Origin of the sequence: Photorhabdus luminescens subsp. luminescens (assembly GCF_001083805.1) — a bacterium.
Classification (GTDB): Bacteria; Pseudomonadota; Gammaproteobacteria; order Enterobacterales; family Enterobacteriaceae; genus Photorhabdus; species Photorhabdus luminescens.
The window spans coordinates 88,332-114,303 of the sequence record NZ_JXSK01000008.1 but is presented as its reverse complement, the minus strand read 5'-3'; the positions used below and the strand labels follow the sequence as shown (position 1 = coordinate 114,303).

Here is a 25,972-nt window from a genome sequence, read left to right as displayed (position 1 = left end):
ACCATGCAAACATTGTCATCGATCATCAATACTATTGTGCCATTGGATAACGTTGCGATGGCGCGTACTGCTACCCGATTGGATGGGCTGGTTAAACCGACAGGTAGTTTCGGACGTCTGGAACATCTGGCGATTCAGCTTGCCGGAATGCGAGGATTGCCGGGCCATCATATTGATCGTAAACAGATTATTGTGATGGTTGCTGATCATGGGGTTTATGACGAAGGCGTGACCATATCGCCTAAGTCAGCAACGGCTATTCATGCGCAGAATATGATGAAAGGGATCACTGGTGTTTGCGTTTTGGCGGTGAACGCGGGCGCAGATATTAAAGTTGTGGATGTGGGCATTGATAGTGATCCTGTTCCGGGATTAGTGAACATGAAGATGGGGTGCGGCAGTGGCAACATTGCTCAAGGGCCAGCGATGAGCCGCCAGCAAGCCGAAGATTTGCTACTGGCAAGTGCGTACCTGACATTGGAACAGGTTGCAAATGGCGTGAAATTGTTTGGTGTGGGCGAATTGGGCATGGCGAATACCACACCGGCGGCGGCTGTGATCAGCGTCCTTACGGATAACCATCCACAACAGATCGTAGGCATTGGAGCTAACTTCCCCATAGAACGCCTGCATCACAAAGTGGCGGTTGTGCAACAGGCGATTGAAATCAATCGACCTGATGCCAGAGATAGTATTGATGTATTGGCAAAGGTCGGTGGTTATGATTTGGTGGGGATGACGGGCATCATGCTTGGCGCGGCTTCTGCCGGGCTGCCGGTGATTCTGGATGGATTCCCCTCTTACGCGGCGGCGCTGGCCGCTTGTCGAATCGCTCCTGATGTGCGTCATTACCTGATTCCTTCGCATTTATCGGCAGAGAAAGGCTCCATTATTGCGTTGCAACACCTGCAACTAGCGCCTTATCTACATTTGGACATGCGTTTGGGGGAGGGGAGCGGCGCTGCGTTGGCTATGCATCTGGTGGATGCGGCTTGTGCTATGTATAACAATATGGGGCTATTGGCCGATAGCAATATTGTGCTGCCGTTGTAAAAGAATGAGAGAAAAAGCGTTATCGGGGTAGGATAACGCGGATAAAATGGTATTTGATTTATACCCGTCATCTTTCAAGTTGCCTCTTTGTTGGCTGCGCTCACTCACCCCGGTCACATCGTTATCTATGCTCCCGGGGATTCGCTCCCTTGCCGTCGCGATGCATCTTGAAATCAATAGGGTATATTTCAGCAAACTCAGGGTCCTTACGAATTATTTCAATTACTGCTTCATCATGACTACGTGATCTGCTCATGGTTTCCAATACTGAATATAAATTAAGGTTTTTGGCGGAAGGGATCAGAAAATACCCTGCTTTATGCCAGCATTTTACTGAGTGCTGATCTCTGGTCTCTTATTGGCGTGGGTCATACCAATAAGAGACTGAATAAAGCTTTATATTGTTGCTTCCGTTACCTATCAGTGTGAAGTCACGGATACCTCAAGATTTTTACCCATTGCCCCGATAGCACGCTGAACAGTGTCGATTTTTGTTGAATGCCGTAAATTAAAAATACGTTGTACTTCCTGTTTTTTAACCGAAATACGCTCGGCCAGCTCCACCTGAGTTAAGCCGGAATCAATAAACGTATTCAACATCATAATTTTTGCTGCAACACTTATAGGCACATCGACAAAATCACCTGTTATTGAACTAGGTAAAGGCACTTTCTCACTATCTTCAAAATAAAACTCAAAAGCGGTAATAAGTGCATCAAGCGCCATTTCTAGCGCTTCTTCGCGTGTATCACCTTGTGTAAGGGCCTCTGGTATATCGGGAAACGATACAACAAAGCCGCCCTCATCGGCTGACTGTAAGTTTACTGGATATCGCATATTTTTTTATGGTGAAAGTCCGCAAGTACCAGCCACGAAGGGCTGGATTTGTTAAAGACCTAACTGCTTGATAATGGCTCTTCTTAGAGCTTCTTTTATCTCATTGCCGGGGTGCCTCGGCATTACGCGTTGTTTCACCATCCCTCCTTTTTGTTGAACATAGAGTTATGGTAAACATTTTTGATTACCTTGGTCAACATTTATATTTGCTATTTTCATGTTTGAAACAGAAAAGGATAATTTATCTGTTTTAGGGACTTTTTGTTCTGCTCTGCTATAACTAACCTTGGGCAAAAACTTTAAGTGTTTTAGGTAAATATATCTTGTACAATTTGATTACCAATATCTCTCATCTATTCTGAGTTTGCTTGGATTAGTAAATTAATTAAATTACTAACGCAAAAGTATTAACTGAGTCTATCTTGTCATGAAATATATCATATTTTTTGGAATAGAACTTATAACTAATTATAATTCTTATTAATTTGATATATATTCACGTTTTTGAAAAATTGACTAACTGATGGTTATTTATGGCAAATATAATCTATTTGGAAATTAAGGGTGATAAACAAGGTTTGATATCACAGGGATGTTCAACGGTTGATTCTATTGGTAACACATGTCAGCTTGGTCATGAAGACCATATATTTGTTTATGAATTGACTTCCAATATAACCAGAGGTCAACATGTTAACCATCAACCGGTTGAGATAAGAAAGCCAATAGACAAATCTTCTCCTCTTTTGGGGTTAGCCATAACCAATAAAGAATCGCTGCAATGTATTTTTTATTTTTACAGAACATCAACTAAAGGTGGTTTAGAACTCTATTATAAGATAAAACTCACTGGCGCGTATATATGTGGATTGAATGGTTTTTATCCAAATTCATCTACGCATAATGAATGCCAGCCACAGGAAAGTTTATCTTTAATGTATAAGTCAATAACGTGGGAACATGTTATGTCTGGCACCAGTGCATATAGCATATGGGAAGACAACGTTTATTGAGGTTTTTATGAAAGGGATATCCCATCTTTCTTATGATTTAAATAATTACGCTTCGTCATTGAAGCGTAAAGCACACTTGGCTGCCAGCTTTTTTATAGAGGATAGCCAGTTGAGAATGTCATATTTAAAAGAAATTGATGACTTTGTTAATATAAAAACACGTGAGTTTGAAAATACCTTTGATGTAAGTGAAAAGAAGAGATTGGTTTATGAAGTAAAAGATGAATATGAAATAACGGAAAGAGAATATCAGGCTTTAAGGCGTAAGGATTATACCAAATATATTGTAACCGATATATTTGAAGATCAGGGCGTGGTTAAATACGCAAAAATAGGCGGTGGGGTTGTTGCTGGTGGTGCTCAAGCAGTTGCTGGTTTTGCTGTAATTAAGTCAAAGAAATTTGTAAGATCTAAAGGTGTTCAATCAATAGGTGTTGTTTTGTTGGCGCATGGTCCTAATAATGTTTATGAATCTATTACTCCAGTTCTCTATGAAAATCAATATATAGGTTGGGTTAGAGAGGGCTATCAGTATATTTCTCATGTTTTGGGTTATGATGACGATGTAGGAGATATTGTTTATAGTTCGGTTGATTTAGCGGCGAGTGCATATGGAACGTTTGGAATGTTCAAGCTTAAACCTGTTAAATCTAAGAATAGGATATCGGGAGGCTATTCTGTCAAACCGGGTACGGGAAAATTATTTAGGTATATTAACGCGGATCTTGCAAGGAAATGGCGGTTAACGTCAAAACCTATGCTAACTATCCAAATATCTAGTAGTTTCTATAAAGCTCAACTTCTGTATAGCGAAATAAATCATAAATTTTATGATGATTGAAATTTATTTTTTATTTTAAAACGAATATAGAATGTTGCTAATTTTGATCCTGTTATGAAATTACAGTTAACGGAGTAGCTGAAATAGAATAAAGCTGATATTGTTATTGATAAGTAAACAAAAATCATCAATGGAATTCCATATGCTTTTCCACTGAAAAACATTCCTGATATTATAAATAAGTTAATTAGTGTTGAATATATTAATGGTATAGCGACTTCTTCAGCTATAAATAACAGATAATGACAAAAACAATCTGTTTTGCTTTGGTATTTATCATAAATATCAGGCTCATCTTTATATAGCATAATAAAGTTTCTCTTTATCTTAATCAATTCTTTAAAGGTGAATTCGCTATTTAATATTAATTTTCTTAAGTCAATTAAATTCATTTGTTTAAACTCATTGTTATAACTATATAAATTGCTTGCCGTAAAATACTTATTCTTTATAACTGTTTGAGTTTTTCTTTTATTTTTAGACGAATATAGAAAATGACTAATTTTATACATGTGAAAAAATTATAACGATAGCGGTGATAAAAAGACTTATAGCATATGCATATTATTGTTAGAATTATATAAATGAGCGACGCAAATGATAAAATGGATATTGTATTTTTATCATAGCTGAGAAGCCCAGCTATTATGAAGCATGTATATGTGAAAGTTAAAAATAACACGGGATCGCCGGCATCTTCAGCAAGCACTATTATAACATTGTAAATATTATCGCTTTTTGTGTAATATTTTATTACATATCTTCTTTCATCATCGTCAAGATTTTTAAAGGTCCTTTGCAGCATAAGAAGCTCTTTAAATGTGAATCCACTATTGAGGGTTAATTTTCTTAACTTTTCCAAATCCATCTATTCAATCTCATAATATTTTGTTGATATAATGACTTATCATAACATAATTATAATTTTATTATACCTAATAAATGCATTATTTATATCTGTTTTTCAAAAGTTTGTTGTATTTAATGGTATGGTACTGCTGTCGTAATAGAAATGAGAGAGAGAATTGGTTATCAGAATAGATAATGCGGAAAAAACAGCACCTTATTATTTCGGTTGTTATTTATTACATGATTGAATGACAAAGTATATACAATGAATTTGTTGGTTGTATTTTTCTTAACTGTGCTGACAAATTTCAATATTTAACTGTTTGTGGAAAATGTTAAGTTAAATTTCATAGGTGAAATTACCTATTATATATGTCATTAAATAACAGTTAAAATAAGGAAGGAATAAAATGTCATCGAAAGTTATAGCTATAAACCCTGGTCAATCGTTTGAGATTTTTAAGCATGGAAATGTAATATTTCCCAATCATTATCCTTTGGCGATTATAAAAAACAATGGTATGGCGCCGATTAGGGCGGTAAATTACTGGGCTCCCCCGATTGGAGATTATAACCAGTATGGTTATATTGATGTTTACCCCGGTGAGGAGAAAACATTTCTCGCACCTGTTAACGCTGTTTATTTCTATAAAATTATAGTCACCAATTTCAGCACTATTTACAACGCAGAAATTGAAGTTACATCGCAGTTTTGGAATTGGTAGTTGAACCTTTATGGGGCATATTTTAAGAATTTAATTATCTAGCAAACCGATTAAGGAGGCAGGTTTTAACCTGCCATCCTTTATTTTAGGTGATATTAAATCTCACTCTTTTGGAGTTGGCTATTCTATTAAGAAATAACTTTAAGTGTTTTCAGTAAGTATATCTCGTAATATTTAATTGTTAATGGCTTTCAAGGTTGATTTAAGTGGAATATTTATAGCGATTAAATTCTATTTCTAACACTAAAGGGATTAACGAAACTTTTCTTGTCATGAGATTTATCACACTCTTTGGAAATGAAACCAACAGTTATATTACATTTCTTATCAATATACTATATATTCATATTTTTGAATGTTAACTAATTGATGATTTTTTATGGCAAATATAATCTATTTGGAAATTAAGGGTGATAAACAAGGTTTGATATCACAGGGATGTTCAACGGTTGATTCTATTGGTAACACATGTCAGCTTGGTCATGAAGACCATATATTTGTTTATGAATTGACGTCTAATATAACCAGAGGTCAACATGTTAATCATCAACCGGTTGAGATAAGAAAACCAATAGACAAATCTTCTCCTCTTTTGGGATTAGCCATAACCAATAAAGAATCGCTGCAATGTATTTTTTATTTTTACAGAACATCAACTAAAGGTGGTTTAGAACTCTATTATAAGATAAAACTCACAGGCGCATATCTATGTGGATTGAATGGCTTTTATCCAAACTCATCTACGCATAATGAATGCCAGCCACAGGAAAGTTTATCTTTAATGTATAAATCAATAACGTGGGAACATGTGATGTCTGGCACCAGTGCATATAGCATATGGGAAGACAACGTTTATTGAGGTTTTTATGAAAGGGATATCCGATCTTTCTTATGATTTAAATAATTACGCTTCGTCATTGAAGCGTAAAGCACACTAAGTGAAAAGAAGAGATTGGTTTATGAAGTAAAAGATGAATATGAAATAACGGAAAGAGAATATCAGGCTTTAAGGCGTAAGGATTATACCAAATATATTGTAACCGATATATTTGAAGATCAGGGCGTGGTTAAATACGCAAAAATAGGCGGTGGGGTTGTTGCTGGTATTGTTCAGTCAGCTGCTGGTGTTGCAGTTTTTAAATCTGGTAAATTGGTAAGATCTAAAAAGGTTCAGTCTATGGGGGTTGTTTTGTTGGCTCATGGAGGTAATAACTTTTATGAAGCTATTAGTCCGATTCTCTATGAGAGTCAAGATATAGGCTGGCTCAGGGAGGGATATCGGCACATCTCTCATGCTTTAGGTTATGGTGATAATGTAGCTAATGTTGCTTATAGTTCAGTTGATTTAGTGGCGAGTGCATATGGAATGTTCAAGCTTAAGCCTATTAAATCAAAGAATAATATATCGGGGGGCTATCCTGTAAAGCTGGGGGCGGGAAAATTATTTAGGTATATTAATGAGGATCTTGCCAGAAAATGGCGGTTAACACCAAATCCTATATTAACCATTCAAATATCTGGTAGTATGTATAAAGTCAAACTTTTGATAGATGACATAAATAAACTTCATGACGATTGAAATTTAGTTTTTATTTTAAATCGGAAATAAAGTATTGATAATTTCAATTCTGTAATAAGATTAATGGAATGACCAAATAAAAATAAAAAGATACTATTGTTAATAAATAAACAAAAAACATTAATGGAATCCCATATGCTTTTCCACTAAAAAGCATGCCTAACATTATAAATGAAGAAATCAGTGTCGAATATATTATTGGCATGGCTGCTTCTTCACCTCTAAATAGCAGATAATGACAAAAGCAATCGGTTTTGCTTTGGTATTTATGATAAATATCAGGATCATCTTTATGTAGAATAATAAAGCTTCTCTTTATCTTAAGAAGTTCTTTAATGGTGAATCCGCTATTTAATATTAATTTTCTTAAGTCAGCTAGGTTCATTTATTTAGGCTCGGTTTTATTTTATGGTTATTTTTATTATTTTTTATAATTTCTTGAGTTTTTCTTTTATTTTAAATCGAATATAGAAAATTATTAATTTTATGCACATGGGGAAAGTATAATTTTGACAAAAATGTTTGTAACATAAACATATCATTGTCACAATGACATAAGTAAGTGATGTAAATGGAATCATAAACCACGCATTATCGTACAGTTCTATTAATATGAATACTACATACCAGGCAGTTATGTATAACACAGGAAAACCTACTTCTTCAGAAAATAATATTATAACATTGTAAATATTATCGTTTTTTGTATAAATCTCTATAAGGTACCTTCTTTCATCATCGTCAAGATTTTTAAAGATTCTTTCCATTTCGAGAAGCTCTTTAAATGTGAATCCACTACTGAGGGTTAATTTTCTTAACTTTTCCAAATCCATCTATTCAATCTCATAATATTTTGTTGATATAATGATTTATCATAACATAATTATAACTTTATTATACCTAATAAATGCATTCTTTAGATCTGTTTTTCAAAAGTTTGTTGTATTTAATGGTATGGTACTGCTGTCGTAATAGAAATGAGAGAGAAAGGTGTTATCAGAATAGATAATGCGAAAAAAATAGCACCTTATTATTTCGGTTGTTATTTATTACATGATTGAATGACAAAGTATATACAATGAATTCGTTGATTGTATTTTTTTACTGTGCTGACAAATTTCAATATTTAACTGTTTGTGGAAAGTGTTAAGTTAAATTTTACAGGTAAAACTACCTGTTATGTATATTACTAAACAACATAAATAATAAGGAAAAGAATAATGTCAACGAAAAAAAGAATATCTATAGGTCCTCTTCAAACCGTTGAGATTCATAGTAGTAGCAATATTGTAATGCCCAATACTGTCCCAACGGCAGTTATAAAAAACAGGACTATAGCACCAATTAGAGCTATAAATTACTGGGCTAGTCTGACTGGAGATTATCAGCAGTATAGTTATGTTGATGTTTATCTTGGAGAAGTTAGAATACTCGCAAGACCTACTCACCTTCTTTACCGATATAAAATAGTAGTTTCCAATCTTAGCAGTACTGAAACGGCAGAAATTGATTTTGTATTGGATTCTAAGTATAAAAACACTGACATTCGATCAAGAAAAATACTGTTGACCAATCCACATGGATTTGAAATTTATAATTCTGGTGATGCAGTATTCCCTACTGAATTCAGTGATGCAATTATAAGAAACAATGGCTTTGCACATATTAGGGCTATAAATTATTGGGCTAGTGCGTTTGGAAGTTATAATATGTATACCCATGTTGATGTTGACGCCGGTAACACCGATATACTTGCATCACCGCCTAATGTTGTTAATTTCTATAAAATTGTAGTCTATAACATTAGCCGTGATGTTCAAAATGCAGAATTTGAAGTTATATCGCATATATGGCCCGCCAGTTAATAAAGTAGGAGGCAGGTTCTGGCCTGCCATCCTCTTTTTTATTTTTATATTGATGATTTTCTTTTAATCAGTCGAGCACTAGTTGACTTATTCGGCAATCATATAAAGCCGCTAATTTTTCAATCGTTGCTTTGCGTGGGCGATCTGATTTCTCAAACTGAGAAACGGCAGCTTGTTTTATACCCAGCTTTTCCGCTACCTCAGCTTGTGATAGTCCACGATAAATGCGCCAAGCGGCTTGTAGTGAAACTTCATTGTCTACCATGATAGAAACGACTTCATGAGGAATAGTTTCATCGTCATTTGGTCCCGCTGTATAGGGAATAATTTGATAATCTTCATCATGATCCGCGGCTGCCAACAGTCTTTCGTACTCGTCCATTGGTAAAATAACGGCTTGTTTTTTGCCATGCTCGTCTGTAATAAATTGAATACTAGCCATATGCTTTTGCTCCGTATGTTTACGTAGTTATGTAGCCCTTAGAGGTAAATGGTTATTCCCGTTATCTTTCAAGTTGCCTCTTTGTTGGCTGCACTCACTCACCCCAGTCACATAGTTATCTATGCTCTTGGGGATTCGCTCCCTTGCCGTCGCGATGCACCTTGAAATCTATAGGGTATATATCCGCCATTCCATTAACGACTAAGCGCAATACCGGAGGCTTGTTGTGCCAGCATATTTTTAGCTAAATCGACAATAATTGCCGCGGCTTCAATTGGCGGTGTGCCGCCACGGTGAATATTAGAGATACAAGTACGGTCAGCTTCAACGGTTTTCTCTACTGTCGGCTGGTAAACGGCATAGCAGGAGAGACTTTCCGATTGCCCTAATCCGGGGCGTTCTCCAATTAGTAAGATAACCACTTTAGCTTTTAGTAACTCGCCAATTTGATCTTCGATTTTAACGCGACCATAGCGCACAAAAAACGGGGTGCCGATGCACATTCCTGCTTGCTCCAACCCTTTTAACAAGGGGGGCACAAGATCTTCGTAGTTAGCGATAATGGCATCAGTAGAAAGGCCATCGGAGATAACAACCTGTACGTCAGGACCTGTTTTACACTGTGTCAGCAAGGTTTCTGCTGCATTCGCACTGAGTTTTCGCCCTAAATCCGGCCGAGTCAGATAGAGATTTTTGTCGCTGACTTGAGATTGCACTTCCAGCAATCCCCGTTTTTCTATCCATTCAACCGGGACTTCTTTTAACACTGTATCTTTTGAACGGGAGTGATCAGCCTGAAAACGCAGTAATGCCTGAGTTCGGGGGCGCGGACCGCTGCGGCCGGTACCGACTCTCGCCACAGTGCTACGGCGTAATTCCTGTAAGACTTCCATACGGTTCGGGTTTTGGACGCCTATCCACTGTTTGGCTTCTAAGGAGCCTAAATCCGGCGTACAGCTTTCGGTTTCGTCAATGATTACCGCTGTAGGAGGGGATAATGTTGGTGGTTCTTGGCTAAGGACCGCATTATCTGCACATGCTTTAATTGGTTTTTGGTTCATGGTGATTTATCTCAGCAAAGAATCAGAAAAAGAACGATGCATCGCCTGCGCGTGATGTTAAACGCCCGTTTGCCATGATCCCCATCTGTTCCAGCCAGCGTTCAAACTCTGGTGATGGGCGCAGATTGAGCAGATGACGGATAGTGGCGGTATCGTGGAAAGCAGATGTCTGGTAATTAAGCATAATGTCATCACCGAGCGGCATTCCCATGATGAAATTACATCCTGCGGTTGCCAGCAGAATCATCAGGTTTTCATTCTGGTTTTGATCAGAGTCTGCGTGGTTGGTGTAGCAGCAGTCACATCCCATTGAGACGCCGCTGAGTTTTCCCATAAAGTGGTCTTCTAATCCGGCGCGGATAATCTGGCGATCATTGTAGAGGTATTCCGGCCCGATGAAACCGACAACGGTATTCACGAGAAATGGGTCATAGTGGCGTGCTAAACCGTAGTTTCGTGCCTCCATTGTTACTTGATCAGCGCCAAAGTGAGCACCGGCGGAGAGGGCTGAACCTTGTCCGGTTTCAAGATACAGGCAGTTATCGCCGGCAAGACGGCAATATTCCGCACCAACGGCACGGGCTTCATCCAACATAGCCAATTCTACGCCAAACTCTTTTAGCCCTTTTTCACTGCCGCAGATACTTTGGAAAATCAAGCCGCCCGGCGCCCCACGTTTAATGGCTTCTATCTGAGTCGTGACATGGGCTAAAACACAGCCCTGTGTTGGGATAGCGAATTTGTCGATCACTTCATAAATGGTATCCAGCACGCGGGTGAGGTTTTCCACATCGTCAGTTACCGGGTTAACGCCGATGACTGCATCACCAACGCCAAACGATAGCCCTTCGTAAATCTGGGCCAGAATGCTTTGTACATCGTCGCGGGTATCGTTAGGTTGCAGCCGGGCGCTGAACGTTCCCGGCGCCCCGATGGTGGTATTGGCTTTTTTGATCACCGGCATTTTTTTCGCGCCATAGATCAGGTCCGCATTGGAACTAATTTTTGCCACGGCGGCGACAACTTCAGAACTGATTCCTTTACGTAGAAAGGCGATATCATCCACGCTGGTATCGTCGCTTAGTATATATTCACGCAGTTCGCCAATGCTCCAGTTTTTTATGCGGGCGTAGGCAATTTCGTTGATGTCATCCTGAATAATGCGGGTCACGCAATCCTCTTCATAAGGGATGATTGGGTTCATGCGAATATCCGCAATCGTCATCTCCGAGAGGACATGTTTAGCCGCTACCCGTTGTTGGGAATTTTCGGCAGCCACCCCGGCGAGTATATCCCCAGAGCGCAATTCGTTAGCCATTGCCAGCACCTGTTTGACATCTTTAAACTGATAGGTCTTACCAAAAAGCTGAGTTTTCAATTTCATGTTTACGTTCTCTCAGGAAGGAAAAGCCAGTGATTTGATAGTGACGGGAACGACAGTGCCATTAAATAGTGGTGTGCCAATGTCGATATAATCTCCGGTGCGGGTGATAACTTCATCAATAACCGCCAGCGGTCGTTCTCCCATCAGAGGATGTAACAGCATTCCCAATGCCTTACCAAAGTCTTGACCAGCGACGATGAGCAGCGGGTGAGAAGAGGGATAGCGTCCGGCAAAGTTCTGTAAAGCGGTAATGCATGTCTGTACGGCGGCATAATTCACCGGCAGGGCGTCGGGTAGGGCCAATGCATAGAGATCTTGTTCGGCATTCAGATCCATTTGTGTGAGCGCATGTTGCCAGGCTTCTGCCAGTGATTCAGCGGCTTCTGTGTCAGGATGAACGACGGGAATGTTGCGCAGTGGTAGTGACAGCGTATCAAGCCAGATAGTACTGCCGGATAACGATAATGTATGAGCGCCGGCGCCAATGACGGTAGCGCGTACGGTTTGTTTCGGCACTTGCAGCGGCAGTTTGACGAAATCATTATCACGATGAATAGCTTGCGCCAGCAGTGGTCCTAAATCGTGAAAACGGAATAGATCATGATCCGATGCTTCACGATAACATTCTCCTACCCCGCCGGAGAGGGTAACTGCGTAGAGCGCATCACAGTTTGGCAGCGGTTCGGTCATCAGTAATTGTTGCGCCAGTGGTGTGAGTTGCCCGGTGACGACTTCCCATAGCAATTGGGACATCCGCGTAGCAATTTGCTGCAATTGCGTGGCTGTCAGATGTTGAATATCGGTGTTTTCACCAAACAGTGAATCAACGATCAGTGCGCCGGGCGGATGCGCCCGTAAAACTTTCCCTTGGGGATCGGTTTCCAAGAGGCGGCCACCGACATTTAAGCAAGCAGAGGCGATAAGTCGCCCGGCATCGAATAACGCATAGTTGGCTGTGCCGCCGCCGATATCAATATTGAGCACTCTGGCCATTTTCTGTTGTGACAGCGCTTGAGCGCCGGAACCCAAACCGGCAATCATTGATTCCAGATGTGGCCCCGCTGTTGCGACAACAAAATCCCCTAATTTTTGTGCCAATGCCATAATCGCCGGGCGTGCATTACACGTTTTCGCGGTTTCACCGGTAATGATGACTGCGCCGGAATCGATACTTTCCGGATCGATATTTGCTGCCTGATATTGTGCCTGGATCAAGTTGAACAGTTCGTCTTCACGCAATTGCCCGGCGAAATCTACGGGGGTAAATAATACCGGGCTTTGCCAGATAATCTCGCGGCTAACAAACTCGTAGCGTGGCACTTGTGATACCGCTGCACGGTTCACCAGTGACAGACGCGAAAAGATCACTTGTGTGGTGGTGGTGCCGATGTCAATACCGACACTGAATAATTCCTTGGCTTCCATCGCTACGCCCCTTGTCTGTAATAAGGCGTATGTTGGCATTTTTTTTTATCAATCAGTATTAAACATCGTCAATTTGATTGAAAAATCAACTGCGGTCACAAAAACATTAAGGATTATAATAAAAATGGCGTAGATACAAGATACCGGGCAAAGTTACTAAGGGAAACAAGTAGATAAAGCTGCAATGTGTCAGGACAGATAGTTATCGTCAATACATTAATAAAAATGAAGAATTATTGATCTCACACCAGATCGTGTTGCTGGCTATCGGTTATATATCTTCCAACAGACTTTCGTTACAGGGTGAACAATATGATGAATAGCGGAAAAGTTTGGTTGGTAGGCGCCGGTCCCGGCGATGCGGCGCTGATTACTGTCAGAGGGTTACATTGTATCCGTCAGGCTGAGGCGCTGGTCTATGATCGATTAGTCAGCCCGGACCTGCTATCTGAAGCACCCGATGATTGCCAAATGATTAATGTCGGCAAAACGCCGAACTATCACCCAGTGCCGCAACGGCAAATTAATCAGATCTTGGTGGAGTGTGCGCAACAAGGGTTAAATGTTGTCCGGCTGAAAGGGGGAGATCCCTATGTGTTTGGCCGTGGCGGTGAAGAAGCGGAAGCTTTGGCACTGGCGAAAATTCCCTTTGAAGTGGTACCGGGCATCAGTTCATCCATTGGTGGTCTGGCTTGTGCCGGGATACCGGTTACCCATCGTGATTATGCATCAGGTTTTCATGTGATTACCGGCCATCTGCGTCAGGGAAATGAATCACAGGATTGGGCGACGTTGGCAAAGTTGGAAGGTACGTTGGTGATCTTAATGGGAATGACGCAACTGGCGAGTATCTGTGAGCAATTGATCGCTGGCGGTAAAGCGCCGACGACGCCAGCGGCGGTTGTGATGTATGCTAGCCATCAGCAACAGCAAGTTGCTAGCGCAACCTTGTTAACGCTGGCTCAACAAGTGGCAGCTCAGAAATTGACTGCGCCAGCATTGATTGTGATTGGTGATGTGGTACGTCTGCGGGAAACACTGGCTTTTAGCCGGGATCGTTTGTTGTTGTCTTCTGTTCCATCACTGATGGCACTCTGATTTTCTGTTTAACATTTGGATAATATTTGATGAGCGAACATGGTGGTAATGTGCTGGAAATGGCGCTGAAAATCGGTGTTGCAGCGGAAGAGATAATTGATTTCAGCGCTAATATTAATCCGTTGGGAATGCCGACATCCCTGAGAACGGCCATTATCGACCAGTTGCAGCGAGCAGAGTGCTACCCTGATACAGAATACCGCCGGTTACATGCAGCGTTAGCGAAGGCTCATCATTGTTCGACTGAAAACTTGATGGCGGGTAATGGCGCTACCGAATTGATTTATGCTGTGGTGAATTATCTTAAGCCGCGTCGTGCCATGCTGTTGATACCGGGATTTGCTGAATATCGGAAAGCCTTACAGCGGATTGATTGCCGGATTGATGAGTATGTAATGAGTGAAGCCGATGGTTATCAGCCTGATGAACGTTTATTAGCAGCATTGGATCGCAGTCGCCCTGATTGCCTGTTTCTTGCCACACCCAATAATCCGACCGGTTTGATGCCGGATGCGGTGCTGTTGCAGGTGATATTTGAACGTTGCCGTCAGCATAATATTGCACTGATTGTCGATGAAGCGTTTATCGATTTTCTCCCGGATACTGTCGGATTTATTTCTCAGATAACGCATTTCCCCCGTCTCTATATTCTGCGTTCACTAACGAAATTTTTTGCTATTCCGGGGTTGCGCCTTGGTTATCTGGTCAGTGGTGATATTGCGGGTATCAGGGCAATGAAATGTTGGCGGGAGCCGTGGACCATTAACGCTTTCGCAGCGTTGGCGGGTGAAATTGTGCTTAATGATAACGCTTACATTCAGGCAACACACTGTTGGTTAGCGGAGCAGCAACGTTGGCTTTATCAGGCATTGACCGCCTTACCGGAACTGTGTGTTTGGCCTCCTTCGGCAAATTATATCTTCCTGCGTTGTTTGCGCCCGGAAATCAATCTTCAACAAGCATTGTTGAAACAGAGAATACTGATTCGTCATTGTGCTAACTATTCAGGCTTGAACGCTGATTATTATCGGGTCGCTATCAAGGGTGAGCATGACAATCGCCGTCTGGTGTCGGCGTTACGTCAGGTATTCGGTTATGGCTAAAGCTCGTTGTCCGGCATCATGTGGTGAACTTATCCAGGGATGGGTCCTTGGCGGTGAGAAATTGATCTCTTGTCCGGTGAATTGGTTCAGCGAGGTATCTGTTACAGATGGCGTACCGGGAAAAGATGAACGTCCCCGTATGCGCCAAATGGTGAAAATTGTACTGGCGTATTTTGGTTTGTCGGTGGAGATGGCGCGAGGTTTACGGATCTCCTTTACCTCTACGATCCCGGTGGCAAAAGGGCTGGCAAGTAGTACCGCGGATATTGCCGCTACGGCGCTGGCGACGGCGCGTTATCTGGGGGAAACCGTTGATGAAACGACACTGGCTAGCTTTTGCGTACAGCTTGAACCTACTGATAGCACGTTGTTCAGCCAGCTTACCTTGTTCGATCATCAAACAGGTAAAACTCAAATTGCCTGTGACTGGCAGCCGCCCATAGACATTTTGTTATTGGAAAGTCCGGCAACTTTGATTACTGCTGATTATCACCGTTTAAATCGCCATCCGACATTACTGGAGAATGCCGCAATGCTAGAGCATGCCTGGAAACTATTTTGTCAGGCTGTTGCGACACGGAATTGTCTCAGATTGGGAGAAGCCACGACGCTCAGTGCGCAGGCCAATCAAAAGTTGTCGGTAAAACCTGCATTTGACAGCTTGTTGGAACTAGTAGAACGGAGTGGGATCTACGGGCTGAACGTTGCTCATAGTGGCAGTGTTGTCGGGTTATTGTGCGATCGTCGCCATCATGATGTTGAATACCTATGCTGGTGGTTGAAACACCGAGGCGTCACGCGTTTTTATCCTCGTCAGCACTTGCTGACCATGATACCGGGCGGTGTGCGTTAACTGTAGGAGGGGACTTATGTTGGATTATTTGCCGATGTTTTGTCAGATCCGGGATAAAACCTGTCTGCTGGTTGGAGGAGGTCAGGTCGCGGAGCGTAAAGCGCGTTTGTTATTAGACGCTGGCGCGCATCTATTAGTTAATGCAAGAGAATTTACCTCGCAATTTAAGATATGGGCGGATAACGGCCAAGTAACACTCATTCACGGAGAGTTTGAGCCTCACTGGCTTGAACGTTGTTGGCTGGTTATTGCTGCCACTAATGATACAGCGGTGAATGGCTATGTGAATGATTGTGCGACGGAGCGCCGTATTTTTTGTAATGTGGTGGATGAGCCGCAGCAAGCCAGTTTTATCACGCCGTCAGTGATTGATCGCTCACCGCTGGTAATTGCTATCTCCTCCGGGGGTAATGCGCCGGTATTGGTTAGATTATGGCGTGAAAAACTCGAACGGTTGTTACCGATGCATCTTGGTCGTCTGGCTGCTTATGGTGGAACACTTCGTCAACGGGTAAAGCGACATTTTCATCATTTGGCGGCACGTCGTCACTTTTGGGAACGGTTTTTCACTAATGAGCGATTAATACAATCGTTGGTCAGCCAAGATCGTCAACAAGTTGATCAGGTAGTAGAAACATTATTCTCTGAATCATCTCAAGCAAATACAGACAAAACGAACAGTTGTTCTTTGACTGACTAATATATTGGAGCTGGGCAAATGAGCGAGGAACGATATAAACAGAGAAAACAGCGGCAAAAAGAGAGATTTATGGCACAAGTCGCAGCCGCTCAGGAAAGTCGGGGAATTATCATTATCTATACTGGTAACGGTAGGGGGAGAACCACCGCAGCAATGGGAACGGTTACGCGAGCGTTGGGTCATAGATTAAAGGCCGGTGTTATCCAGTTTATTAGGGATGAATGGTCAGCCGGTGAGCGTGTTTTGTTACAGCAGCATGGGGTAGAATTTCAACTAATATCAATGAACTTGGCTGGAGAAACGCAAAATCGTACTAAAGATATTGCTGTTTGTACTGCGGTTTGGCAGCACGCGCTGCGTATGATGCGTGATCCTGAATTATCATTGGTAGTGCTCGGTGAACTAACTTATATGATAAGTAATGGTTATTTATCCCTTGATGAAATTATCAAGGGATTAAGCGAACGACCAATTAATCAAACGGTGATCATTACCGGACAAGATTACCCTGTTGAATTAATTGAACTGGCGGATACTATTAGTGAAATGCGTTCCGTAAAATATGCTTTCACTTAATTATGCGCTTCCCCGTTATTACATCAGATGAAGAGTGATTCACGTTTTTATCTTGTTTAACCAGTACATTAATTTCTCTCATGGTTATATTTGATACTGTGCCAGATTTATGAAAACGCTCTGCCATTATTCTGCATTTTGATGAGTCGCTTATCACTCAATACATGTTACCTCGGTTAATAAACCAAATGATAAGTTATCTTCAAGATTCTTATCATTGATATTAAGAAATTTTTTTGGCTAATAGATTATAAACTTTCAACAGCTTATTGGGAATTTATTTAGTTAGTGAATTATCGTCTATGAAGGCTGCGAAATCATTAGTGGTAAAAAATTTCATTGAGAGTATTTATTATTAAAATTATAATTAATCAAATGTGATTGTATTTTCAGAGTGTTAAATATATATTTGATAATTATTTCTTAAACAATTTAAGGTTAATAATAAAATCTTATCCTATGTTCATTTAGATTAAGTATATAAAAATCCATTAATATGGAAATGATTGATTAATTGGTTGTAATGGACTTTGTGGAATATATATTCCATAAAGCTTGATAATGCATTAAATAAATTCCATGCAATGTATTCCACCATCCAATAATTTTAATTTATTTACAAGTTGGCATTTATATCTAATATTGTCGGCGGAATAAATATAACGTTAATTTAAGTTTTGATATGAGAAACGAGTTCACGTAATCCATATCATATTCTGTTGCACACTTTATTAAGTTTCAAACAACGCATGGTTATTTAATTTATAAATTAAGAGGTTTAATATGTCTATTGAAAATATCGATGTAGCTGAACAAACAACGGGTAAGGATTCAGTTGTACTTGGACATGCAGAAGCGCCAGCAGTACATTCTATCGCAATTGGCGCTTCATCCCGAAATTCTAAAACCATCAGTGAAGCGGCTATTGCCATTGGGCAAAATCAACTTGCGGGTAAACAAGGTGATGCGAAAGTCGTTTGGCCTATTGCGATTGGCGCTGATTCTGTATCCAACGGCTTGGCTTCTATCGCTCTGGGACAAAAGGTGACTGCTAGTGCGGCTCAAGCGGTGGCAATTGGTCAACACTCCTCTGCAACAGAAAAGGGGAGCATTGCATTAGGCGCAGATTCTATTGCTAATAAACCGAATGTTGTTTCTGTAGGAAAAACCGGCCATGAACGTAAGATTATACATGTTGCGGCTGGGGATATTTCAAATCACAGTACTGAGGCGGTTAATGGTCAGCAGTTACATGCTGAATCGGCAAGGATTGATATATTATTGGATGCGAAGAATAAGGAATTGGAAGAGAAGATTCAATCTTTGGAAAGCGATATAGCTAATCTTACTTTGCTGGTTCAGAATAGTGTGGATGATGTTGCAGCACTGAAGAAACGACTTCTTGATGCATTGAATTATTAATATCTGTTGGTTGTTGTTTCATATATTCTTGGCTATTAGGCTGAGAATATATGATATATCCTATCAACAAAGAGGCAACTTGAAAGATGACGGGTATAATAATCTAATTTCTAAATTAAGAGGTATATATGTCTACAGAGAATATGAATATAACCGATCAAACAGTTGGTAAAGATTCAGTTGTTGTGGGAAATGCAGAAGCGCCAGCAATATATGCTGTAGCAATTGGCGCTTCACCACTAGCTTCTAAATCAATTAGCGAGGGTGCTATTGCTATTGGGCAAAATCAACTGGCGGGTAGAAAAGAGAATAAGGATGATAAAGTCATATGGCCAATTGCGATTGGCGCTGATTCTATATCTAGTGCTTCAGCTTCTATTGCCCTGGGGCAAAAGGTTGTTGCTAGCGCGGTTCAGGCAGTAGCAATTAGTCAAAACTCCACTGCAACAGGAAATTCAAGTGTTGCATTGGGATCAGATTCTATATCCAGCGGTTCGGCTGCTATTGCTCTGGGGAAAAAAGCTATTGCCAGAGGGAATCAAGCAGTAGCAATTAGTCAAAATTCCTCTGCAACAGGAAGCGCGAGTGTTGCATTAGGAGATAGTTCTGTATCCAGCGGCTCGTCTTCTATTGCTCTTGGGCAAAAGGTTTCTGCCAGTGGGTCTCAGGCAATTGTGATTGGTCAAAACTCCTCTGTAACAGGAAGTAAGAGTATTGTATTAGGATCAGACTCTAGATCCGACTCTTCGTCTGCTATTGTCGTGGGGCAAAAAGTTAGTGTTAGTGCGTCACAGGGAATCGCGATTGGTCAAAACGCCTCTGTAACAGCAAGCGGGAGCATTGCATTAGGTGCAAATGCTGTTGCCGGCAAATCGAATGTTGTTTCTGTAGGAAGACCGGGTAATCAACGTAAGATTGTGAATGTTGCTGCCGGGGATATTTCCAGGAACAGTACGGAGGCGGTAAATGGTCAGCAATTATATGCTGAATTGAAAAAAATGAGTGCATTGGATATAAAAAATAAGCAACTGGAAATGGATATTAAAAAGCTGGAGAGTACTATAGATAATCTTACCCGTTCTATTACTAATCTTACTCTGTTATGCCAGAAAAACGCGGATGAAGTTGCTTTATTGAAGAAATGAATTCTTAACGCATTGGATTATTAATAACAAATAGATTCGGCTAAACTAATAAGTGCATTTTCAGGGGGGGGTGAGTCGCTATTATCCTTGTTCTAAAGGAAAATGCACTGAAGTCCATCAACTATTAGCAGAAAGTTGAAACGAAATCAGGAAATAAAAGAATATTTCCTGAAACAGGTTTATCTTCAGATGTTTTCTTGCTGTCATTTTATTAAGAAAGTAAAAAATAACCCAGGAAATAAAAAAATGGATTGGCGGGTTAATTTGACAGAGGTTAAGCCCTGAACATAAAAGCCAGCTTGGAAACTGGCTTTTCACGCATCGATCAAAAAGTCGCCTTACAGAAAGCGAGATGTTGAGAGGTAGACAACAACGTTGTGAACGCTTGATATGAAAGATGTAACAGATTTCATGATGAACTCTCTTTATTGGTAAAATGTGATTTGTTTCACGAAAATCTAAATTGTGGCTGTGATTTTAATCAGAAAAACTTCAGAGTCAAGCGGTTTTTAAAAATTATTTTAAAGATTAAAATAATTTTGTATATACCCTATGGATTTCAAGATGCATCGCGACGGCAAAGGAGCGAATCCCCGGGAGCATAGATAACTAGGTGACCGGGGTGAGTGAGTGCAGCCAACAAAGAGGCAACTTGAAAGATAACGGGTATAAGAGTTTTAGGTGACAAAGTGAGCGTATCTTGTGGGGGATACTGAACAGCCAGAATCAGGCGATCTATCGATTTGATACAAATCTAGCAAGATAAAACTGTGCTTAAAGGGGTTATTAACTTTCCGTTTTTATTATTATTTCTCCGAATAGGATAATTAAAATAAGAAAGATAACAGAAAAATAATCTCGAATGTTGAATATAATTATTTTGGATGTGTTTTTGATTGTAATTTATTTGGGTATTTATTCCTATCAGTTGTATAGAGATAATTTATTCTTTAAGTTGCAATGGGATTTTATTATTATTTTTATGAGCTGGATGATTGTTGCAATGAATTAATAAAAGTCACTTTTACAATAATTTAATATGTTTATCATAAGATAATATTATTCAATTTAAGGAGTGTATATGAGTCAAAAGAATGATTTTAAAGCTTTTTCTACTAATAGTAATGCTAATGTAATAAGCCAGCAAGGATATGAAGAGAGCCCGGAGTTACAAACTGGGTTTCCACCATATTCTATGACGCCTCACATATTAAATAAGGTATTACGTCAATCGTCAATTATATCATCTGTTGTGGCTAACTTCATTGCGACACAATCTGGCGATGATATTATGGATAATGGTGATGTAGCCAAACTTGCTGAGCAATTAAATAAGGCATTAAAACAAAAGATTACAACAGAAATTCCTAATGCTTCATTAACCCAGACAGGCGTTGTTCAGCTTACTGATGTCATTGGCAATAGTGATATATTGGCCGTGACACAAAAGCTTGCTCAGGAAATAGTAAATTCATTACGTGGAGATATTAATACCAGAGTACCTAATAGTCGTAAGGTGAATGGGAAAGTGTTGTCGAATGATATTAGTCTAAGTGCTGGGGATGTAGGGAGTTATGCTAAATCTGAATCTGATGTTCGATATGGCAATAAAAACACAGCTTTAAAATCTGCAAATGGCTGGTGGAAATGTGGTGATACAGGAATAATCTATCAGTGGGGGGTTGTAACTGGTAGTGATAATTATTTGGTCAACTTTCCTATTCGCTTTCCTAGTGCATGTACAACGGTGGTTGCGACACCTGATGGTAGAAAAAAACCTTCGTCTCCGATCTTAGATCGTTGTTTTGTTGAAGTTGGTGAGATTACAGCAGTATCTTTTACAGCAACAACTGTTGGTGCGCTAAACACTGATTATCGGGCACGAGCGGTCCATTGGATGGCTATTGGATATTAAAAGTACATTATTCCTTTGAGGGATGAATACTGTGTAGAGAATGAAAATGGTTTATCAGAATCAGCAGATATTTTTACTACTAACAAAGATAATTCATTCATTTCTGATGTTAATTGCTTTAAGCTATTAAAGTAGAAATAAAGTCATATGGTCTTGACATATTATTGATAAAGCGCGGTCTATTTAGGCTGCGCTTTTAATTAATAAAATATTGAAGTTGTCGGTGCTAAACAGGATAGATGCTTCACTGGTTCCTGATATTGAATGGCCTGAATAAACAGGCCGTTTATACAGTGTTTTTATTTTTCTAGGGTTAGAATATTGAAAAATTTAGTCTGGAATATAAAAATAAGTAATGACAAAGTGAAATAATTATAGATGTTGAATATGAATGGTTTGAATATAATTTTAGTTGAAATTTGTTGGTTTTTTTTCTTGCTGTCAATGATATAAAAATAATTATTCTTCTAACTTAGAAGAACATTTTATTATTATTTTTATGAATTAAACTATGGCTGCCGTAAATTATGGTGGGTTGCTTTAATAATAATTAAATAATGATATTTAATCTAAGGGGTGTATATGAGTACTAAGAATGATTTTAAAGCTTTTTCTATTAGTAATAATGCTAATATAGTGAGTCAGGATAAATATGAACAAGATCAGAGTTTGCAGGCTGGGTTTCCACCAGATAATATCACTAGTAATTTGCTAAACAAGGTATTACGTCAATCGTCAACAATAGCATCTGTCGTGGCTAATTTTATTGCGACCCAATCTGGCAGTGATATTCTGGATGATGGCGATATAGCTAAATTAGCTGAGCAATTAAATAAGGCATTAAAACAAAAAATTACAACAGAAGTTCCAAATGCCTCATTAACACAAAAAGGTGTTGTTCAGCTTACTAATGTGGTGGGCGATAGTGATACATTAGCTGTTACACAAAAGCTTGCTCAGGAAATAGTAAATTCATTGCGTGAAAGTGTTAATACCAAGGTACCCAATACTCGAAAAATTAACGGGAAAGCACTGTCTGAGGATATCATTATTACTTCTCAGGATATTTTGGGTGGACAGGCGATTAGCTTAGGTGAAAAGGCGGATTTGAATAGCTATAAAACGCCGGGAATTTATCATCAAGAGTATGATGCTCATGCTAAAAATGGCCTTAATTACCCTGAATTTCTCGCTGGTTCTCTTGTTGTATTGAAATCGGCCGGAGTAGTTCAACGCTATTTTGTTTATAATAGTAGTCGAGTATATACACGTAGCCAGTTTCATGATAATCCGTGGACACCTTGGACCAGAGAATATAATACGCTGAATAAACCTACTGCTGAGGATATTGGCGCATATACAAAAATAGAAGCTGATTCTCGATATATTGCGGGAATTCGCAAAGTGAATGGAAAGTCTTTATCTACGGATGTCACTATTACTTCTCAGGATATTTTGAGTGGGCAGGCGATTAGTTTAGGTGATAATGTGAATTTGGATTACTGTAAAACACCAGGAATTTATTATCAGGATTATAATGCTCATGCTAAAAATGGCGTCAATTATCCTGAGCCGCTCTCTGGTTCGCTTATTGTATTGAAAGCGGCCGGAATCATTCAACGTTATTTCGTTTATAACAGCAGTCGGGTATATACACGTAGCCAATTCCATGATAATCCGTGGACACCTTGGGCCCAGGAATATAACACATTAAATAAACCTGCTGACAGAGTTATTAGTGGGTATACAAAAGCAGAAGTAGATAGCTTAATTAGTGCTAAAGGAAATAAAAATACAGCTTTGAAATCAGTGAATGGTTGGTGGAAATGTGGGGATACAGGAGTGATTTATCAGTGGGGGATCGTGAATTGGGCAGCGTATGATACACCCGTTAATTTTCCAATTCAGTTTCCTAATGCCTGTGTAAATGTTTCGTTGACATTGGGTGATAAATCTAATCCGCAATCATCATACAATGTTGTTGCAAAACAATTAGCTGTAACAGGATTTAATTATTGCGCATATGAGACTGAAAGCTCTGCATTTTGGTTTGCAGTAGGATATTGATATATAATTTATAATGCAAAAGTAAATGCTTTTTATTTTTGCACTGCCTTTCAAAACTTGAACAGTTTAAATTAAGTAGCTATTAAAGTCTGATTTCTGTAGTTAATAAGAGTCAGACTTTCTTTAAATGACCAAATATATTAATGAGGATTTTATGTTTAAATTATAAAATTAGTTTATTTTTGAAATAATTTAATATGTAAAATGTAGAGTTGAAATCAGATCTTTTTTATATAATATGCTGAAAAATTAAGTTTGTAACTTAAAACAGGAAAGTTAGAGTGAGAAATGTAGAATAAATATGAGAGTAATTCTGTGAAATTTAATTTTCTTTTTTTAAATTATACAAAAATAGTTAATATTCTGATTCATAAGGATGTTTTGTTATTGTTTTTATCAACTAGACTATTACTGATGTGAATTGTGATAGGTTATTTTTGCAGTAATTAAAGGTGTCTTTTGTAAATAATATTATTCAATTTGAGGGTTATATATGAGTGCTAAAAATGATTTTAAGGCTTTTTCTATTAGTGATAATGCGAATGTAGTGAATCAGGCAAAGTATGAAGAAAGCCAGAGTTTGCAGACTGGATTTCCATCCGATAATATTCCTGTTAATCTGTTAAATAAGGTATTACGTCAATCGTCAACAATATCATCTGTGGTAGCTAATTTTATCGCGACCCAATCTGGCAATGATATTTTGGATGATGGCAATATAGCTAAACTTACTGATCAACTAAATAGAGCCTTAGAACAAAAAATTGCAACAGAAGTTCCAAATGCCTCATTAACACGAAAAGGTATTGTTCAGCTTACCGATGTAGTGGGTAATAGTGACACACTAGCGGTTACGCAAAAGCTGGTTCAGGAAATAATAAATTCATTGCGTGAAAGTATTAATACCAGGATACCGAATACCAGAAAAGTTAACGGGAAAGTATTGACTGAGGATATTAATATTACTTCTCAGGATATTCTTGCTGGGCAGGCGCATAGTTTAGGCGACAATGCGAATTTGGATAATTACAAAATACCGGGGATTTATCACCAAGAGTATAATGCTCATGCCAAAAACGGTAATAATTACCCTGAACCGTTCGCTGGTTCGCTTGTTGTACTGAAAGCGGCCGGGGTTATTCAACGTTATTTTGTCTATAACAGCAGCCGGGTATATACACGTAGTCAATTTCATGAAAGCCCGTGGACTCCTTGGACTAGAGAATATAACACATTGAATAGGCCTACTGCTGGAGAGGTTGGAGCGTATGCAAAAGCAGAGTCTGATTCTCGATATATCACAGGGCTCCGCAAAGTTAATGGAAAAGCGTTAGCTGCGGATATCAATATTACCTCTCAAGATATCTTTGCCGGGCAGTCGATTAATTTAGGTGATAACGCGGATTTAAATAGTTATAAAACTCCAGGGATTTATTATCAAGAATATAATGCTCATGCTAAAAATGGCGCGAATTACCCTGAGCCGTTCGCTGGTTCGCTTATTGTATTGAAAGCGGCAGGCGTTATTCAGCGTTATTTTGTTTATAACAGCAGTAGAGTATATACACGTAGCCAATTTCACGATAGTCCGTGGACACCTTGGGCGCAAGAATATAACTCATTGAATAAACCTTCTGACAAGGCTGTTGGGGAGAATACGGAAGTAGAATCTGATAATGTTTATGTTGCTGATAAAGAGAAACTAATACAGCAAGCAGAACATGAGAAATCTCAGTTATTGATTAAAGCCAATAATCTTGTTGCGCCACTACAAGATGCTGTTGATTTAGGTATTGCTTCCGAAGCAGAAAAAACAGTTCTATTGGAATGGAAGAAATATAGAGTAATGTTGAGCAAAGTTAATATTTCATTGGCTCCTGATGTTGAGTGGCCGCAACAGCCGAAGTAATAAAGATAGTCTGAATAAATAGATTATTCATATTACAAGAATATTTAATTATTTTTTGAACTAGATTCTAATCTGCATGAATTAATGTCAATCATCTAATAGTGATTCAA

General features: G+C 39.3%; 23 protein-coding genes and 1 pseudogene. 17 read left to right on the top strand and 7 right to left on the bottom strand.

Annotation, left to right across the window (positions count from 1 at the left end; genetic code table 11):
- Positions 1 to 3: 3 nt before the first annotated feature.
- Complete coding sequence (cobT, locus tag TI10_RS17470) at positions 4 to 1,053, top strand: nicotinate-nucleotide--dimethylbenzimidazole phosphoribosyltransferase (protein WP_049584670.1); 1,050 nt, start codon at positions 4 to 6, stop codon at positions 1,051 to 1,053.
- A 420-nt stretch (positions 1,054 to 1,473) separates the two neighbouring features.
- Here the strand turns inward: cobT and TI10_RS17465 are convergent, their stop codons facing one another.
- Positions 1,474 to 1,890, bottom strand: coding sequence for a type II toxin-antitoxin system HicB family antitoxin (locus TI10_RS17465; protein ID WP_049584669.1), 417 nt, complete (start codon positions 1,888 to 1,890; stop codon positions 1,474 to 1,476).
- Between the two features lie 533 nt (positions 1,891 to 2,423).
- Here TI10_RS17465 and TI10_RS17460 point away from each other — a divergent pair.
- Together TI10_RS17460 and TI10_RS17455 are read left to right on the top strand one after the other, a co-directional pair.
- Complete coding sequence (locus tag TI10_RS17460) at positions 2,424 to 2,903, top strand: Hcp family type VI secretion system effector (protein WP_049584668.1); 480 nt, start codon at positions 2,424 to 2,426, stop codon at positions 2,901 to 2,903.
- 7 nt (positions 2,904 to 2,910) lie between these two features.
- Positions 2,911 to 3,744, top strand: a complete 834-nt coding sequence (locus TI10_RS17455) for a DUF4225 domain-containing protein (protein WP_049584667.1) — start codon at positions 2,911 to 2,913, stop codon at positions 3,742 to 3,744.
- On the opposite strand, the gene TI10_RS17450 is transcribed toward TI10_RS17455, so the two are convergent.
- Positions 3,732 to 4,136, bottom strand: coding sequence for a hypothetical protein (locus TI10_RS17450; protein WP_049584666.1), 405 nt, complete (start codon positions 4,134 to 4,136; stop codon positions 3,732 to 3,734). The genes TI10_RS17455 and TI10_RS17450 overlap by 13 nt on opposite strands.
- A gap of 867 nt (positions 4,137 to 5,003) precedes the next feature.
- Between TI10_RS17450 and TI10_RS17440 the strand changes: the two genes are divergently transcribed.
- The 3 genes from TI10_RS17440 (at position 5,004) to TI10_RS17430 (ending at position 6,897) form a co-directional block, all read left to right on the top strand.
- Positions 5,004 to 5,318: a hypothetical protein gene (locus TI10_RS17440; RefSeq protein ID WP_049584664.1), complete on the top strand. Its 315-nt coding sequence runs from the start codon at positions 5,004 to 5,006 to the stop codon at positions 5,316 to 5,318.
- Positions 5,319 to 5,697: 379 nt separating this feature from the next.
- On the top strand, positions 5,698 to 6,177 hold the full coding sequence (locus TI10_RS17435) for an Hcp family type VI secretion system effector (protein WP_049584663.1): 480 nt from the start codon (positions 5,698 to 5,700) through the stop codon (positions 6,175 to 6,177).
- A gap of 93 nt (positions 6,178 to 6,270) precedes the next feature.
- Positions 6,271 to 6,897 carry a DUF4225 domain-containing protein gene (locus TI10_RS17430; RefSeq protein ID WP_244161644.1) on the top strand — a complete coding sequence of 209 codons (627 nt, stop codon included), beginning with the start codon at positions 6,271 to 6,273 and terminating at the stop codon, positions 6,895 to 6,897.
- Between the two features lie 43 nt (positions 6,898 to 6,940).
- Here TI10_RS17430 and TI10_RS17425 read toward each other — a convergent pair whose 3' ends face one another.
- Positions 6,941 to 7,282, bottom strand: a complete 342-nt coding sequence (locus TI10_RS17425; RefSeq protein WP_336431736.1) for a hypothetical protein — start codon at positions 7,280 to 7,282, stop codon at positions 6,941 to 6,943.
- 835 nt (positions 7,283 to 8,117) lie between these two features.
- Here TI10_RS17425 and TI10_RS17415 point away from each other — a divergent pair.
- On the top strand, positions 8,118 to 8,762 hold the full coding sequence (locus tag TI10_RS17415) for a hypothetical protein (RefSeq protein WP_049584661.1): 645 nt from the start codon (positions 8,118 to 8,120) through the stop codon (positions 8,760 to 8,762).
- 67 nt (positions 8,763 to 8,829) lie between these two features.
- On the opposite strand, the gene TI10_RS17410 is transcribed toward TI10_RS17415, so the two are convergent.
- The 4 genes from TI10_RS17410 to eutA all read right to left on the bottom strand — a co-directional run bounded on the left by TI10_RS17410 (position 8,830) and on the right by eutA (position 13,074).
- Positions 8,830 to 9,204 (bottom strand): helix-turn-helix domain-containing protein, encoded by a 375-nt coding sequence (locus TI10_RS17410; protein WP_049584660.1) that lies wholly within the window; start codon positions 9,202 to 9,204, stop codon positions 8,830 to 8,832.
- A gap of 194 nt (positions 9,205 to 9,398) precedes the next feature.
- Entirely contained in the window at positions 9,399 to 10,265 is an 867-nt protein-coding gene (eutC, locus tag TI10_RS17405; protein ID WP_049584659.1) for an ethanolamine ammonia-lyase subunit EutC, read from the bottom strand.
- A 22-nt stretch (positions 10,266 to 10,287) separates the two neighbouring features.
- Positions 10,288 to 11,649 (bottom strand): ethanolamine ammonia-lyase subunit EutB, encoded by a 1,362-nt coding sequence (locus tag TI10_RS17400; protein ID WP_049584658.1) that lies wholly within the window; start codon positions 11,647 to 11,649, stop codon positions 10,288 to 10,290.
- 12 nt (positions 11,650 to 11,661) lie between these two features.
- Entirely contained in the window at positions 11,662 to 13,074 is a 1,413-nt protein-coding gene (gene eutA / locus TI10_RS17395) for an ethanolamine ammonia-lyase reactivating factor EutA (protein WP_049584657.1), read from the bottom strand.
- Positions 13,075 to 13,389: 315 nt separating this feature from the next.
- On the opposite strand from eutA, the gene cobA reads away from it, so the two are divergent.
- From cobA to TI10_RS17345, 10 genes and pseudogenes are all read left to right on the top strand, one after another.
- Positions 13,390 to 14,172: a uroporphyrinogen-III C-methyltransferase gene (gene cobA, locus TI10_RS17390; protein WP_049584825.1), complete on the top strand. Its 783-nt coding sequence runs from the start codon at positions 13,390 to 13,392 to the stop codon at positions 14,170 to 14,172.
- A 29-nt stretch (positions 14,173 to 14,201) separates the two neighbouring features.
- Positions 14,202 to 15,275 carry a threonine-phosphate decarboxylase CobD gene (cobD, locus tag TI10_RS17385; RefSeq protein ID WP_049584656.1) on the top strand — a complete coding sequence of 358 codons (1,074 nt, stop codon included), beginning with the start codon at positions 14,202 to 14,204 and terminating at the stop codon, positions 15,273 to 15,275.
- Positions 15,268 to 16,128: a GHMP family kinase ATP-binding protein gene (locus TI10_RS17380; protein ID WP_049584655.1), complete on the top strand. Its 861-nt coding sequence runs from the start codon at positions 15,268 to 15,270 to the stop codon at positions 16,126 to 16,128. Before cobD ends, TI10_RS17380 begins: the two co-directional genes overlap by 8 nt.
- Positions 16,129 to 16,147: 19 nt before the next feature.
- Positions 16,148 to 16,777, top strand: a pseudogene (locus TI10_RS17375) (NAD(P)-dependent oxidoreductase); the annotation flags it as partial.
- A gap of 69 nt (positions 16,778 to 16,846) precedes the next feature.
- A complete protein-coding gene (gene cobO, locus TI10_RS17370) occupies positions 16,847 to 17,404 on the top strand; it encodes a cob(I)yrinic acid a,c-diamide adenosyltransferase (protein ID WP_049584654.1) in 558 nt (185 codons plus the stop codon).
- A 783-nt stretch (positions 17,405 to 18,187) separates the two neighbouring features.
- Entirely contained in the window at positions 18,188 to 18,826 is a 639-nt protein-coding gene (locus TI10_RS17365; RefSeq protein WP_049584653.1) for a hypothetical protein, read from the top strand.
- Between the two features lie 128 nt (positions 18,827 to 18,954).
- Positions 18,955 to 19,971, top strand: a complete 1,017-nt coding sequence (locus TI10_RS24135; RefSeq protein WP_074524966.1) for a hypothetical protein — start codon at positions 18,955 to 18,957, stop codon at positions 19,969 to 19,971.
- A gap of 1,081 nt (positions 19,972 to 21,052) precedes the next feature.
- Positions 21,053 to 21,886 (top strand): gp53-like domain-containing protein, encoded by an 834-nt coding sequence (locus TI10_RS26180; protein ID WP_244161643.1) that lies wholly within the window; start codon positions 21,053 to 21,055, stop codon positions 21,884 to 21,886.
- Positions 21,887 to 22,468: 582 nt separating this feature from the next.
- Positions 22,469 to 23,953: a pyocin knob domain-containing protein gene (locus tag TI10_RS17350; RefSeq protein WP_049584652.1), complete on the top strand. Its 1,485-nt coding sequence runs from the start codon at positions 22,469 to 22,471 to the stop codon at positions 23,951 to 23,953.
- Positions 23,954 to 24,446: 493 nt separating this feature from the next.
- A complete protein-coding gene (locus TI10_RS17345; RefSeq protein ID WP_049584651.1) occupies positions 24,447 to 25,862 on the top strand; it encodes a tail fiber assembly protein in 1,416 nt (471 codons plus the stop codon).
- Positions 25,863 to 25,972: the final 110 nt, after the last annotated feature.